This is a genomic window from Listeria costaricensis, assembly GCF_900183385.1.
GTDB classification, from domain to species: Bacteria; Bacillota; Bacilli; order Lactobacillales; family Listeriaceae; genus Listeria; species Listeria costaricensis.
On the sequence record NZ_FXUT01000006.1, the window covers coordinates 139,429 to 153,910 of the forward strand.

At 40.2% G+C, this 14,482-nt stretch carries 13 protein-coding genes and 1 other annotated feature; of the genes, 9 read left to right on the top strand and 4 right to left on the bottom strand.

Annotated features, from left to right (window positions below):
* Nucleotides 1-190: 190 nt before the first annotated feature.
* Nucleotides 191-2,785, top strand: coding sequence for an ATP-dependent chaperone ClpB (gene clpB, locus CS921_RS05410; protein WP_099222041.1), 2,595 nt, complete (start codon nucleotides 191-193; stop codon nucleotides 2,783-2,785).
* A gap of 53 nt (nucleotides 2,786-2,838) precedes the next feature.
* On the opposite strand, the gene CS921_RS05415 is transcribed toward clpB, so the two are convergent.
* Nucleotides 2,839-3,489 carry a hypothetical protein gene (locus tag CS921_RS05415; RefSeq protein WP_099222042.1) on the bottom strand — a complete coding sequence of 217 codons (651 nt, stop codon included), beginning with the start codon at nucleotides 3,487-3,489 and terminating at the stop codon, nucleotides 2,839-2,841.
* 129 nt (nucleotides 3,490-3,618) lie between these two features.
* Here CS921_RS05415 and gpmA point away from each other — a divergent pair, with 129 nt between their 5' ends.
* The gene (gpmA, locus tag CS921_RS05420) at nucleotides 3,619-4,308 is read left to right on the top strand and encodes a 2,3-diphosphoglycerate-dependent phosphoglycerate mutase (protein WP_099222043.1); all 690 of its coding nucleotides are present in this window, start codon (nucleotides 3,619-3,621) and stop codon (nucleotides 4,306-4,308) included.
* Between the two features lie 87 nt (nucleotides 4,309-4,395).
* Here gpmA and CS921_RS05425 read toward each other — a convergent pair whose 3' ends face one another.
* The gene (locus CS921_RS05425; protein ID WP_099222044.1) at nucleotides 4,396-4,584 is read right to left on the bottom strand and encodes a YjzD family protein; all 189 of its coding nucleotides are present in this window, start codon (nucleotides 4,582-4,584) and stop codon (nucleotides 4,396-4,398) included.
* A gap of 273 nt (nucleotides 4,585-4,857) precedes the next feature.
* On the opposite strand from CS921_RS05425, the gene CS921_RS05430 reads away from it, so the two are divergent.
* The 6 genes from CS921_RS05430 (at nucleotide 4,858) to CS921_RS05455 (ending at nucleotide 10,323) form a co-directional block, all read left to right on the top strand.
* On the top strand, nucleotides 4,858-5,946 hold the full coding sequence (locus tag CS921_RS05430) for a GW domain-containing glycosaminoglycan-binding protein (RefSeq protein WP_240422306.1): 1,089 nt from the start codon (nucleotides 4,858-4,860) through the stop codon (nucleotides 5,944-5,946).
* A 153-nt stretch (nucleotides 5,947-6,099) separates the two neighbouring features.
* Nucleotides 6,100-7,041 carry a beta-ketoacyl-ACP synthase III gene (locus CS921_RS05435; RefSeq protein ID WP_099222046.1) on the top strand — a complete coding sequence of 314 codons (942 nt, stop codon included), beginning with the start codon at nucleotides 6,100-6,102 and terminating at the stop codon, nucleotides 7,039-7,041.
* Nucleotides 7,042-7,269: 228 nt separating this feature from the next.
* Entirely contained in the window at nucleotides 7,270-8,511 is a 1,242-nt protein-coding gene (fabF, locus tag CS921_RS05440) for a beta-ketoacyl-ACP synthase II (protein ID WP_099222047.1), read from the top strand.
* Nucleotides 8,512-8,652: 141 nt separating this feature from the next.
* Nucleotides 8,653-9,138, top strand: coding sequence for a MarR family winged helix-turn-helix transcriptional regulator (locus CS921_RS05445; RefSeq protein WP_099222048.1), 486 nt, complete (start codon nucleotides 8,653-8,655; stop codon nucleotides 9,136-9,138).
* A 10-nt stretch (nucleotides 9,139-9,148) separates the two neighbouring features.
* Nucleotides 9,149-9,640, top strand: coding sequence for a GNAT family N-acetyltransferase (locus tag CS921_RS05450; protein ID WP_338037317.1), 492 nt, complete (start codon nucleotides 9,149-9,151; stop codon nucleotides 9,638-9,640).
* Between the two features lie 263 nt (nucleotides 9,641-9,903).
* A complete protein-coding gene (locus CS921_RS05455; protein WP_099222050.1) occupies nucleotides 9,904-10,323 on the top strand; it encodes an organic hydroperoxide resistance protein in 420 nt (139 codons plus the stop codon).
* Nucleotides 10,324-10,382: 59 nt separating this feature from the next.
* Here CS921_RS05455 and trpS read toward each other — a convergent pair whose 3' ends face one another.
* Both trpS and CS921_RS05465 read right to left on the bottom strand, forming a co-directional pair.
* Nucleotides 10,383-11,375: a tryptophan--tRNA ligase gene (trpS, locus tag CS921_RS05460; RefSeq protein WP_099222051.1), complete on the bottom strand. Its 993-nt coding sequence runs from the start codon at nucleotides 11,373-11,375 to the stop codon at nucleotides 10,383-10,385.
* Nucleotides 11,376-11,436: 61 nt separating this feature from the next.
* Nucleotides 11,437-11,650, bottom strand: a binding site (T-box leader).
* A 44-nt stretch (nucleotides 11,651-11,694) separates the two neighbouring features.
* Nucleotides 11,695-11,985: a DUF3899 domain-containing protein gene (locus tag CS921_RS05465; RefSeq protein ID WP_420843742.1), complete on the bottom strand. Its 291-nt coding sequence runs from the start codon at nucleotides 11,983-11,985 to the stop codon at nucleotides 11,695-11,697.
* 710 nt (nucleotides 11,986-12,695) lie between these two features.
* On the opposite strand from CS921_RS05465, the gene CS921_RS05470 reads away from it, so the two are divergent.
* Complete coding sequence (locus CS921_RS05470) at nucleotides 12,696-14,378, top strand: peptide ABC transporter substrate-binding protein (RefSeq protein WP_099222053.1); 1,683 nt, start codon at nucleotides 12,696-12,698, stop codon at nucleotides 14,376-14,378.
* Nucleotides 14,379-14,482: the final 104 nt, after the last annotated feature.

Here is a 14,482-nt window from a genome sequence, read left to right on the forward strand (position 1 = left end):
AAGCAGTTAATCACCAAAGGGGGCTATTCTTTGGTGATTTTTTTGTTTAAAAAACGTGAAAAAGGGAACATTTTTCATTGGACAAAGAAGGTCAGAAATTCTATAATAAGGTTAAAGGTCAAAAAAGGTCAAACTCATTAAAATGAAACTGTTTATGAAGAAAAAACCTTAGATTTGAGGAGGTAGACAGATGGATATGCAAAAATTTACACAACAAGTTCAGCAAATCATCGCTTCTGCTCAACAGTTGGCAATCCAAAAAGGACATCAGGCGATTGACGTTGCGCACGTCTTTCAAGCGCTGTTAACGGAAAGTGATTTTGCCAAGCGGGTATATGAAGTAGCCGAGGCAGACACAAAACGGCTGGAACAAAAAATAAAAGAAGCGATGGAAAAAACGCCAATCGTCTCAGGCACGAATATTGAATATGGCGCTTCGATGAGTCAAGCGCTGTACCAATTAATGATACATGCAGAACAAGAACAAAAAGAATTAGAAGACGAATTTGTATCAACGGAACATTTACTTCTGGCTGTGATGGACGATAAGAAAAATCCAGTGGCAGAAGAACTTTTAGCCCAGGGGATTTCAAAAAAGAAACTTCGTGAAGCAGTGTTGCAAATTCGAGGAGGGAAAAAAGTGACAAGTCAAAATGCAGAAGAAAATTATGAAGCTTTAACAAAATATGGCCGCGATCTAGTAGCGGATGTCCGCAGCGGCAAAATTGACCCGGTTATCGGTCGTGATACTGAAATTCGGAATGTCATTCGGATATTATCCCGCAAGACAAAAAACAATCCCGTATTGATCGGAGAACCCGGCGTTGGGAAAACAGCGATTGTCGAAGGGCTGGCTCAGCGGATCGTCCGTAAAGATGTGCCAGAAGGACTGAAAGACAAAACGATTATTTCACTCGACCTCGGGGCACTCATTGCAGGAGCCAAATATCGCGGTGAATTTGAAGAACGACTCAAAGCTGTTTTGCAGGAAGTCAAAGAATCGGAAGGACAGATCCTGCTGTTCATCGATGAAATCCACACGATTGTTGGCGCTGGAAAAACGGATGGCGCTATGGATGCCGGCAATATGCTGAAACCAATGCTGGCACGCGGAGAGCTCCATTGTATCGGGGCCACGACGCTTGATGAGTACCGTCAATATATTGAAAAAGATGCAGCGCTTGAAAGGAGATTCCAAAAGGTTCAAGTAGCTGAGCCGACTGTGGAAGATACCGTTTCGATTTTGCGTGGCTTGAAGGAACGCTTTGAAATCCATCATGGCGTCAATATTCACGACAATGCGCTGGTTGCTGCGGCCACATTATCGAATCGTTATATTACAGACCGTTTTTTACCGGATAAAGCGATCGATCTGATTGATGAGGCATGCGCGACGATTCGGGTTGAAATTGACTCGATGCCGAGTGAACTGGATGAAGTGACGCGGAAAGTCATGCAGCTTGAAATTGAAGAAGCGGCTTTAAAAGAAGAAAAAGATCCGGCAAGTGAACGGCGCCTAGAAATGTTACAGCGCGAACTGGCGGACTATAAAGAAGAAGCTAATAAGATGAAAGCCAAATGGGAAAGCGAAAAAGGCGAAATTAGCAAAATCCGTGAAATGCGGGAAGAGATCGATCAGATGCGTCATGATCTGGAAGAAGCAGAAGGCAATTATGATCTGAATAAAGCAGCTGAATTACGCCATGGCAGAATCCCGGCAGCTGAAAAAGCATTAGCCGAATTGGAAAAAGAAAACCGTGAAAAGGCTGCTACGGAAGAACGGCTCCTGCAAGAAGAAGTCACGGAGAATGAAATTGCAGAAATCATTGGCCGCTGGACAGGCATCCCCGTTGCCAAACTTGTCGAAGGCGAACGCGAAAAACTGCTTAAATTGGGTGACGCCTTGCATGAAAAAGTGATCGGTCAGGATCAAGCGGTTGAACTTGTCAGCGATGCGGTGTTAAGAGCGCGCGCCGGTATTAAGGACCCCAAACGACCAATCGGTTCATTTATTTTCCTGGGTCCGACAGGTGTTGGGAAAACCGAACTGGCTAAAGCACTGGCTTATAATATGTTCGATTCGGAAGAGCATATGATTCGGATTGACATGAGTGAATACATGGAAAAACATGCGGTATCTCGGCTGGTTGGGGCACCTCCCGGCTATATTGGTTACGAGGAAGGCGGCCAGCTGACAGAGGCTGTAAGGCGCAATCCTTACTCGATCGTACTGCTCGATGAAATCGAAAAGGCGCATCCTGATGTTTTCAATATCCTACTGCAAGTGCTTGATGACGGTCGGATTACAGATTCGCAAGGTCGCGTGATTGATTTCAAAAATACAGTGATCATCATGACCAGCAATATCGGTTCGACACTGCTACTTGAGCGGACAACGGAAGGCGAAATTTCCGAACAGCTGGAACAAGACGTCCTGCAAGTGTTGCAAGCTTCGTTCAAACCAGAATTTTTAAACCGTGTCGATGATATTATTCTCTTCAAACCACTCACACTTGAAAATATTAAAGGTATCGTAGAAAAAATGGTTGCAGAGCTGCAAGAACGTTTGGCCGCGCAGGAAATCACGATTACGATTTCTGAAGAAGCAAAAGCATTCATTGCCGAAGAAGCGTATGATCCAGTTTACGGGGCTCGGCCACTGAAACGTTACATTGTGCGTCATATTGAAACACCACTGGCACGTGAAATTGTAAAAGGAACAGTTTTACCGCATAGTAAGGTGGAAATCGGTCTAGAGGATGGCATTTTTACCTTTAACGTTTAGAATCAAGAAAGCCGGAAATCTAGCGGAGGCTATCCATTAGATTTCCGGCTTCTTTATGCTTGCCTGAATTTTTCTCTTAACTCTGTCAGCCATTCAGTCGCATTTTCATCGGGAAAAAGTTTTGCTAGAATTTCTTCGGTAAATGGTGTACCGTTCTGTAATTCTTCAAGTATACAACGGTGCCATTCAATCTCATAATAATCTATCAGCCATTCTTGATAAACTGTAAGATCACCAGCAAGCGCTAAGAAATCATCACTTCCATCAAATGTATCAAGTGTTTTCGGAACGGTTGCAAATTGCCAGTTCTGCCCATTAGATGTCCAGGTAACAAAAGTTACACATTCGGGCTCCAAAGCGGGATTCATTACGTCATCTTTTAACTGATCAGGTAAGCCAAGGAAAAAGTCGTGATTAAGCATCCACTCAGGACGGTGTGGGCAGTAAGGCGAGAGGGGACTTTCATGCGCAAATCCCATGATGACAGCAGCATCCTTTTCCATCAGCACATGAAAATGATCACCACTTCCATTATCTATTCGTATATAATCACCGTCAGTAAGCCAGTTTTTATCATCATAATGGTAGTAGGCATCCGCTTCGTTTTCTATGTTGAGCAAAAAATCCAGTTTGGCATAGAGCATCAACCTTCGACGGAGTGTTTCTAAGTTGGGTATTGATGTATAATTTTGAAGGATATTCATATTTTCATCTCTCTTTCAAATTGATTTTAACATAATCAGGTTTACTTTTAAAAGGAAATGGGAAAAATTTGAACGATGGAGAAAACAGGTATATGATGAAAGTATTGAAAAGATGGAAGGATGAGGAAAATGAAACTAGTATTAATTCGTCATGGACAAAGTGAATGGAATAAGCTAAATCTTTTTACAGGCTGGCATGATGTCGACTTATCAGAAGAAGGCGTTGTTGAAGCGCAAACAGCTGGTAAACGGATCAAAGAAGCAGGCCTTGAATTTGATCTCGCCTATACATCTGTTTTGACTCGGGCGATCAAGACTCTTAATTACGTGTTAGAAGGCTCCGATAAGCTTTGGGTGCCTGTATATAAATCTTGGCGGCTTAATGAACGGCATTACGGGGCGTTGCAAGGACTTAACAAGCAGGAAACGGCTGAAAAATATGGCGCAGACCAAGTGCAATTATGGCGTCGTAGCTATGATACATTGCCACCTCTTTTGGAAGAAAATGATGAACGTCATGCGAAAAATGATCGCCGCTACCAACTTTTAGATACACATGCTATTCCAGCAGGTGAAAATTTGAAAGTAACATTGGAACGTGTGATTCCGTATTGGATGGACACGATTGCACCTGAAATTAAGTCAGGTAAACGCGTGGTTATTGCAGCTCATGGCAATAGTTTGCGTGCACTGGTCAAATTCTTGGAAAACATTAGTGATGATGACATTATGGAAGTTGAAATTCCAACAGGTGTGCCACTGGTATATGAACTAGATGATGATTTAAAACCAGTGAATAAATATTATCTGGACAAATGAATCAAAGCGGCGGGGATGTAAACCTCTCCGCTGTACAAAAAAGGAGCGGCTCAATCAGTTGAGTCGCTCCTTTTTTCTTAGGAATGCTTATTTAATATCGTAAATCTCACTGTCTTTCGGCATAAGCAAAGGAATGATTATCATAAAGATAGAAATTCCTACTGTCAAAATAATTCCTCTAGTGAAATCGAATGGAACATATAGCATGGATGATAGAACAAACTCGGCCATCATGGACAAGAAGAACACCCAAATTACTGTTACGATATAACGCATTGCCAACACCTCATTTCACATTATCACGCAATAATTTTAGCACAAATTTCACCTAAATACCAGCTTCAATCATTGGCAAGTCACTTGAAACATTCATAAACTTGTCACATTTTTGTTGTAAGCGCTAAACATAAAGAATGGACTTGATCGATAGGTATAATTAAATAAAAATGAATTTATTTGCAATCTTTTTATCATTTATTCATGTTATTTATCTGTTAAACTAGCAAAAGTTAAATAAACAGGCAGATAAAGGATGTGTACCAAGCAAGAATGAAAAAAATCAAGCAACTAGTTTTGACAACTTCTGTGATTGGCTTATTATTTTCTCCGTGGACTTTTACAACAGTGAATGCGAGTGAAACAGAAGACAAACAAGTAGCAGTAAATTTGACGCAATTTTCATCCAGCCAGGCAGCATTTGTTCAGTCAATTTTACAAGAAGCCCAAGAACTTGAGCGACAAGAAGGAATTTTGACAAGTGTAACGCTTGCGCAGGCAATTTTAGAATCAAATTGGGGAGAAAGCGGCCTATCAGAACAAGCCAATAATTTGTTTGGGATTAAGGGAAGCTATCAAGGAAACTCTGTGGATATGCAAACGACCGAATATGTGAATAATGAACCCATTCAAACGGAAGCCACTTTTCGGGCGTATCCAGATCGAGCGGCCTCTGTAGATGACCATGCGCAATTATTCGTGAATGGTATCTCTGGTAACACGCAGCAATATGCAGAAGTTCTTGGTGAAAAGGATTATAAAAAAGCAGCCCAAGCCATACAAAATGCTGGTTATGCAACAGATCCAGCGTATGCGGAAAGTTTGATAAACACGATTGAAACCTATCATCTTGATCAATATGACCAAGTGTATGATGCAATTGAACAAGATCAGCAGCTGCTAGCCTATGCGACCATTTCAGAGCCAGATGATCATCAAATCTGGTCGGCGCCTTACGGAACAGAAGGTGCTACATTACAGGGCGACGCAGCTGATTATGCAGGGCAACAAGTCGAAATGATCGAAAAAGCGGTCACTAAACGAGCTACTTGGTATAAAATTGTGCAAGGAGATCGTGAAATCGGTTGGATAGATGCAAAGGCACTAACGATTTTCTATACGCCTGATATGGAACAAGCTGTAAAGCAGAAAAAATATGTAGCCAAAACGGAACAAAAAATCTATCGTTTGCCGGTGGAAGATCCTGCACTTGTAACAGGGGAGCTGAAGGATTATCAAGGCAAGCGAATGAAAATCGATCGTAAAGCAGAAGTTAGCAATGAAACGTGGTATCGAATCACCACGAATAATGGGCAGGAAATTGGCTGGACAAAAGCGGATGACCTTTCTAGTCATAAATAAATGAAAGAAACGGTTTGTGGGGAGCAAACCGTTTTTTTCTGATGTGAAAACTGAAATTTGCGTAAAGATGCTTTATCTGTTAATATTATGACCAGGTACTAATAATTGTGTCACTAAGCATAGGATTATAGGACATAGATGGAGGAGAAACAAATGAATGCAGGAATTTTAGGCGTTGGAAAATATGTTCCAGAACGCGTTTTAACCAATTTTGATTTAGAGAAAATGATGGAAACTTCTGATGAATGGATTCGCACAAGAACAGGCATTGAAGAGCGCAGAATTGCACGGGATGATGAATATACGCATGATATGGCTTATGAAGCTGCAAAAAAAGCAATCGAAAATGCAGGTTTGACGCCAGATGATATTGATTTATTTATCGTGGCGACAGTTACGCAGGAATCGACTTTTCCTTCAGTTGGGAATATCATTCAAGATCGATTAGGTGCAAAAAATGCAGCGGCGATGGATGTGGAAGCAGCATGTTCCGGCTTTACTTATGGCGTTGTGACGGCTTCTCAATTTATTCAAACAGGGGCTTATAAACATATCGTAGTTATCGGGGCAGACAAACTATCTAAAATTACGGACTGGGATGACCGCAGTACAGCCGTTCTATTTGGTGACGGTGCAGGGGCAGTCGTGATGGGCCCGGTTGCAGATGACAAAGGGCTGCTTTCCTTTGTGCTAGGTTCAGATGGTTCTGGTGGGAAGTACCTTAATTTGAAAGAAGAAAATGACAAACTTTATATGAATGGACGTGAAGTCTTCCGCTTTGCTGTGAGAAAAATGGGCGATGCTTCGATGCAGGTTCTTGAAAAAGCGGGACTTGAAAAAGAAGATTTAGATTTATTGATTCCACATCAGGCAAATATTCGCATTATGGAAGCTTCCCGTGAACGCTTAGGTTTACCAGAAGAAAAATTAATGAGAACGGTCCATAAATATGGCAATACATCTTCTTCATCGATTGCATTAGCGTTAATTGATGCGGTAGAAGAAGGGCGAGTTCATGATGGCGATAATCTCCTGCTAGTCGGTTTTGGTGCGGGGCTTACTTGGGGTGCACTTGTACTTCGCTGGGGAAAATAATGCAAAAAGAATAGGCGACATAAAAAGGTAAGGAAAACCTTGCCTTTTTATGCTATAATGTAGGCGACGCTTTTTTTGCTTCAGCGTTTGCTTAAATTGAATGAGGAAGGTGTACCTTTCGATCGCCATTATTTATATTTCTTTTTTGAAGCAACAATACTAGAATTGCTTTTGCCTAAAGGGGCAGAAGTTATTTTTTCGTGAGTCCGAAACTAAGGAGATGAAAACATGGAAAAGAAGAGAGTAGTAGTTACAGGGATTGGCGCTGTCACACCAATTGGTAATGACGCAGAAACATCTTGGGCAAATGCCAAAAAAGGTGTGAATGGTGTTGCAGAGCTGACTCGTTTAAATCCAGAAGAGTTTCCAGTGAAAATCGCTGCTGAGCTCAAAGATTTTGATGTTGAACAATTCATCGATAAAAAAGATGCACGTAAAATGGATCGGTTCACGCAATATGCCGTTGTGGGAGCAGACATGGCTCTTAAAGATGCGAATTTTACAATTGATGATTCAAATGCTGAACGTGTAGGGGTCTGGATCGGTTCAGGAATCGGCGGCATGGAAACTTTTGAGAATCAATTTGAAACCTTTTTAAACCGCGGCTTACGTCGTGTCAGCCCATTTTTCGTACCAATGATGATTCCAGATATGGCATCAGGTCAAGTATCCATTCGTTTTGGCGCGAAAGGAATCAATACGACAACCGTGACAGCTTGTGCAACCGGTACGAACTCGATTGGTGATGCCTTCAAGGTAATTGAACGCGGAGATGCCGATGTGATGATCACAGGTGGAACAGAAGCTCCGATTACACGTATGAGTATCGCTGGTTTTTGTGCCAATAAAGCCCTATCGCTAAATCCAAATCCAGAAACGGCTTGTCGTCCTTTTGATGTGGATCGTGATGGCTTTATCATTGGTGAAGGTGCCGGAATTATGATTTTGGAAGAATATGAGCATGCAAAAGCGCGCGGTGCAAAAATTTATGCAGAAGTTGTCGGTTATGGTGCGACAAGTGACGCTTACCATATCACGGCACCAGCTCCAGGCGGTGAGGGGGCAGCTCGCGCAATGAAAATGGCATTACAAGATGCAGATATGGCACCAGAAGCCGTTGACTATATCAATGCCCACGGTACAAGTACCCCGTATAACGATGATTATGAAACACAAGCTGTGAAAACAGTCTTTGGCGATGCAGCTTATAAACTGGCAGTCAGCTCGACAAAATCGATGACAGGTCACACACTAGGCGCATCTGGCGGCATCGAAGCTATTTTCTCTGTCTTGTCGATTCGTGACAACATTGTTCCTCCAACGATTCATTTGAAAAATCCGGATCCAGTTTGTGATCTTGATTATGTGGCGAATGAAGCACGTGAAAAAGAGGTTAAGGTTGCAATGAGCAATTCATTTGGATTTGGTGGACACAATGCAACACTTGTTTTCAAACAAATCGAAGAATAAATAGGTAGATTTATAACAGTATTTGGCGCATCATGACAATGTGATGGCAGCTAAATACTGTTTTTTTAATCAGCATAATGTTGCATTTACAACAATATTCGTTATAATAAAAGAAAGAGCGACACAGAAGAGGTGAAAGAATTGCAAGAAATCTTACGAGAAATTGGAAATATTGCGAGAGCTCTGGATTCCATCAGCAATATAGAATTTAAGGAATTTGATTTAACAAAAGGGCAATATTTGTACTTAGTCCGGATATGTGAAAATCCCGGTATCATACAGGAGAAGTTGGCTGAACTTGTACGAGTGGACCGGACGACAGTTGCAAGGGCAGTGAAGAAATTAGAAGTAAATGGTTTTATCGAGCGAAGAAGTGATCCGGCAAATAAGAAAATCAAAAAAATTTATCCCACGCAGCTTGGAAATGAAGTTTTCCCACATATTAAAGATGAAAATCATTACTCCAATCAAGTAGCGCTTCAAGGATTTTCAGAGGAGGAAATCGACCAAATCTATGCCTTGCTGCAACGGGTAAGCAGTAATATACAACAGGACTGGGAGTATGTAAAAAAGGGCAATAAACGAAATTATGGAACGAAAGCAGGGGAAATCATTGAGCATGATTAAAGAATGCCGGTTGGCGGAAATCGACCAGTTGCGCGCAATCAGTATAAAAACTTTTTCAGAAACTTTTAAAGAGCAGAATTCAAATGATAATTTGACCGCCTATTTGGAGGAGGCTTACAACCTGGAAAAATTGCAAAAAGAGTTATTAGAGCGCGAATCCAGCTTTTATTTTATTTTTGATAGCGAGTGTCTGGCCGGATATTTAAAAATTAATTGGAATGACGCACAAACAGAAATAATGGGTCTAAAGATGCTGGAAATAGAAAGGATCTATATTTTATCTGCTTTTAAAAGAAAAGGACTTGGACAAAAGCTTATTAACAAGGCTATACAACTGGCCAAAACAAAGAAAAAAGAAGCTGTTTGGTTGGGGGTTTGGGAAAACAATCAGTCGGCATTAAAATTTTACGAAAAAAATGGTTTCAAAGTGGTAGGCGCCCATTCTTTTTGGCTAGGGGATGACGAACAAACAGATTTCATCATGCAAAAGCAGCTTTTATAATAGTACATTCTTTTGCAAGGATGGTAACCAAGAAATCTAATATATGCTTTGAAAGAAGCAATATACTTATTTTATAATAGAGAATTAGTAAGAATAATTATAACTTTCTTCTTTCTTAAAGGTCTAAAATTTAAAAAAGAGGGTAAATAAATCAAAGCAACGGCTATTGGTGAAATGTAGCATGTCATCCATAGCTCACATGAGGATGTTACCTGATGACGAAGGCCAAGTGAATTTTTGCAAAGAAAGTAGGAGGAAAAAGCATGAAAAAATTATACGAAACGACAATCGTCAATACAGGCGGCAGAAGCGGAGAAGTACATTCGCCTGATAATGTCTTTTATTTCGATATTTCAGCACCGAAAGAACTTGGAGGAGAAGGTGGCGGCGGAACGAATCCTGAGCAACTATTTGCAGCGGGGTACAGTTCATGCTTTAACAGTGCACTAGAACTGGTACTTGGAAAAGAAAAAATCGATGCCAAAAGTACTGTTACAGCAACCGTTTCTTTATATAGCGATCCGGAAGACGGCGGCTTTAAAGTTGGCGTAGTTTTAGAAGTCGAAATTGATGGTGTGGAAAAAGACAAAGCAGAAGAGCTGGTCGAAAAAGCGCATCAGGTTTGTCCATATTCTAAAGCTACACGCGGTAATATTGATGTGGAACTGAAAATAATGAATTAATGCGTATAAAAAAAGCTGGACGGCCTGAATGGATCAGGTTATCCAGCTTTTTTCAGTGATTAACGGCGTTTTCTGCCAAGTCCCATGGCATTTTCCATTTTGCGTAATGTTTTATTCGCCACGCGAGACGCTTTTTCAGCGCCCTCATCTAAAATAGTATCAAGTTCTTTCGATTCAAGAAACGCATAGTAGCGCTCTTGGATTGGCGCAAGTTCAGCAGCAACAACTTCAGCTAAATCAGCTTTGAAATCGCCATAGCCTTTTCCGTCATAAAGGCTTTCAAGCTCTGCAATGCTTTTACCAGTTAGCGCGGAATAGATCGAGAGCAGATTTGAAATGCCGGGTTTATTTGCCTTGTCGTATTTGACGATACCTTCTGAGTCAGTCACGGCACTTTTGATTTTTTTGATGATGGTGTTTGGCGGATCAAGAAGATAAATGGCACTCTTTCGATTTTCATCAGACTTACTCATTTTTTTCGTTGGTTCTTGTAAAGACATCACGCGCGCGCCTTGTTTTGGCACATAGATTTCAGGAATGGTAAAGACTTCATTGTGTTTTTTATTAAAGCGTTCAGCTACATCGCGTGTCAGCTCGATATGCTGCTTTTGATCTTCTCCAACAGGTACCAGATCTGTCTGATAAAGCAGGATATCAGCAGCCATAAGCGGCGGATAAGTTAAGAGTCCCGTACTGACACCGGCCTTGCCAGCAGATTTATCTTTAAATTGTGTCATCCGTTCCAACTCGCCAATATAAATGTTACATTGGAGAATCCATGCGGCTTGGGCATGTGCAGCCACTTCTGACTGGATAAAAAGGGTCGATTTGGTAGGATCAAGCCCGACAGCCAGATAGAGAGCGGCGAGACTTCTTGTTTGCTGACGAAGCTTCAGCCGATCCTGAGGAACTGTGATGGCATGCTCGTCCACGATACAGTAATAGCAGTCATATTCATCCTGAAATTGTCCAAACTGCTTTAACGCCCCAATATAATTGCCAAGTGTCAGATCACCGCTTGGCTGAATGCCAGAAAAAATAACCTTTTTCATTTTAAAAATTCCTCCCTCTAATGGACTGATAAACGTGAAAAAACCGCCCATCCCTATAAAAAATAGGGACGAACGGTTTGCCGCGGTGCCACCCTAATACTCTTTGAAGAAGAGCACTCGGAAAGATAACGGTCTTTAGCCGCCAGTTGCTACTTATCGCGTTCACAACCAGTCCTCGGAAGTCCATTCATCATTTCATGCTTGATTGCTCTCACCAACCGCAATCTCTCTTAAAAGCAACGAAAATGATTACTACTCTTCCTCATCACGCATCAGTTATAATTAATTTTATTCTAACAATAGAATGTAAAAACGTCAATTACAGGTAATAAAAAAGCAGCGCTATTAGACAAGTTGCTAAAACAACTAGCGCACTAAATAAAATAGCATGGTAGCCGATTCCAACAAGCTCGGAAAGCATCATATCTGAGAAATCTGTTTCCTCCTCATCTTTCCGGCGCAAAATTTTCCGAAAGCTGTCATGTGTTCGATCCAAAAAACCGCTTTTCATAACATAAATGATTAATCCAACTAAGAAGAAGAAGAAGGAGACGCCAAAAGAGATATTGATATAGTGGAATAGAGAAACCTGACCTTCTTGAATCAACATCCAAATGAAAATTAAAACTTCTTGAATACCTGCATAAAGTAAAATACGTTTTAGCAAAATGGTTCACCTCAAAAATTCTGTTCTTACATACTTTACCATAAATGAAAAAAGTTGACTATTGGAGAGCGATCAAAAAAAGATTATGCAATATTAGGGTGTATTATTTTCCGAAAAATTAAAATAAAAGGGAAAAACGAACGATATTTTTGTTTCAACGCAAAAAAGTTCGTTCTTAGAGCGAAAAAAATTTAAAATCCGTAAAGACCCATTCTATCAGGCTTTCATTAGAAAATTAATAGATTTAAATAAATTTTTGGTGTTTTTATCTAGACAAAGCGCGAAAAAAAGTATATAAATAAATATAATCCTAAAATTTTTAGAGGATTAAGTCGCTTGTTGTTATACTTTTAGTTTTTTGTTTTTGCAATTCAAACTTGCCATTGACTAAAATGGAGAAGCAAGTTGTTAGACTAAACTGAACTTATTTTCAGAAAACTTAATTAACATTTTTCTGGAAATGATTCAGGAAATGAGTTGCTTGATTTGTTTAAGTGTTTATTCAGACTTTTCAAGGAATAATCTCATTGGTCACTAGCAGCCTACTTTATTTGTTTTAACCATATGCTTGTTTGATTTACAAAGAGGAAAAATTTAGAGTATAATAGTGATCGAACAAATTTTTCAGAAAAATAAAAAAGGAGGTATACTTAGTGAAGAAATCTAAATTATTTTTGACACTTGGATTTACACTATTACTAAGTTTAGTCTTAGTAGCATGTGGCGGGGGCAGTGATTCTTCTTCCGACTCAAAAAGCTCTAGCAAGGACTCAGGAAAACCATCAGGAGAGCAAGTACTTAATTTAGCTGAATCAGCTCTAATTCCTTCAGCAGACAGCTCAAAAGCGGATGACCAAGTTGGTTTGAACGTACTCAACCAAACGAATGAAGGTCTTTATGCACTTGATAAAGACGGCATTCCAGCAATCGCCGGAGCCGCTGAAGAACCAAAAATCAGCGATGACAAAACTGTTTATACCTTCAAATTACGCGAAGATGCGAAATGGTCGAACGGTGACCCTGTAACAGCAAATGACTACGTGTTTGCATGGCGTCGCGCTGTAGACCCAGCAACAACAGCAACATATTCTTACCTGTTTGATGCAATCAAAAACGGTTCTGAAATCGTAGCAGGCGAGAAGAAACCAGAAGAATTGGGCGTTAAGGCTGTAGATGACTACACATTGGAAGTTACTCTAGCTAAACCAACTACTTACATCAACTCGTTGTTCGCATTCCCAACATTCTTCCCATTGAATGAAAAATATGTAACTGAAAAAGGCGACAAATACGCACAAGATAGCGACAGCATCCTTTATAACGGTCCATTCGTATTAGAAGATTGGACAGGAACAAACAAAAAATGGACTTACAAGAAAAATGATAACTACTGGGATAAGAAAAACGTAACATTGAAACAAATCAATGTACAAGTTGTTCAAGATTCCGGTACTAGCTTGAACCTATACAACACTGGCAAGATCGATCGTGCGCTTCTAAGTGCTGAATATGCTGCACAAAACAAAGACAACAAAGACTACACAGTTGTGAACGATTCTTCTACTTTCTACATCAAATTTAACCAAAAACGTGATGGTAAAGCTACACCACTTGCAAACGAAAATATTCGTCGCGCATTGGCTCTTTCCATCGACAAACAAGCTTATGTAGATACAGTGCTTCAAAATGGTTCCACACCAGCAAATAACTTGGTGCCACCAGAATTCACATTTGATCCAGGTAACAAAGAAGACTATGTGAAAGAATCTGGCGCTCACCTAGAATATAATAAAAAAGAAGCTCAAAAATATTGGAAAAAAGGACTGGAAGAACTTGGTGTAGACAAGTTGGAATTGGAATTCACTTCTGATGACACTGAAAATGCGAAGAAATCTTCTGAATTCCTACAAAACCAATGGCAAACAAATCTTGAAGGCTTGTCAGTTAGCTTGAAGAGTGTACCATTTAAAGTACGTCTTCAAAATGACCAAGACCAAAACTATGACATGTCTATGAGCGGATGGGGACCTGACTATCAGGATCCATCGACATTCCTAGACCTATTTAAAACAGATGGTTCTCAAAACAGAATGAGCTATTCGAACAAAGATTATGATCAAATCCTTGAAGATGCTTCTGTAACTTATGCTGCAGATGATCAAAAACGCTGGGATGAAATGGTCGGCGCTGAAAAAATCCTTCTGGATGATGATGTAGCCATCCAACCACTTTATCACCGTGCAAATGCTTACCTTCAACAAAGTTACATCCATAATCTGCAGAAGAATCCATTTGGTCCAGACTATACTTACAAAAACGTATACTTGACTAAATAAGAATCTTTAAGAAATGCTTGATTTTAGAGAGAGTATATTTCGATATACTCTCTCATTTTGCTGATATTTTAGGCGGATCATTATTAGACAATTTAATTTCTATA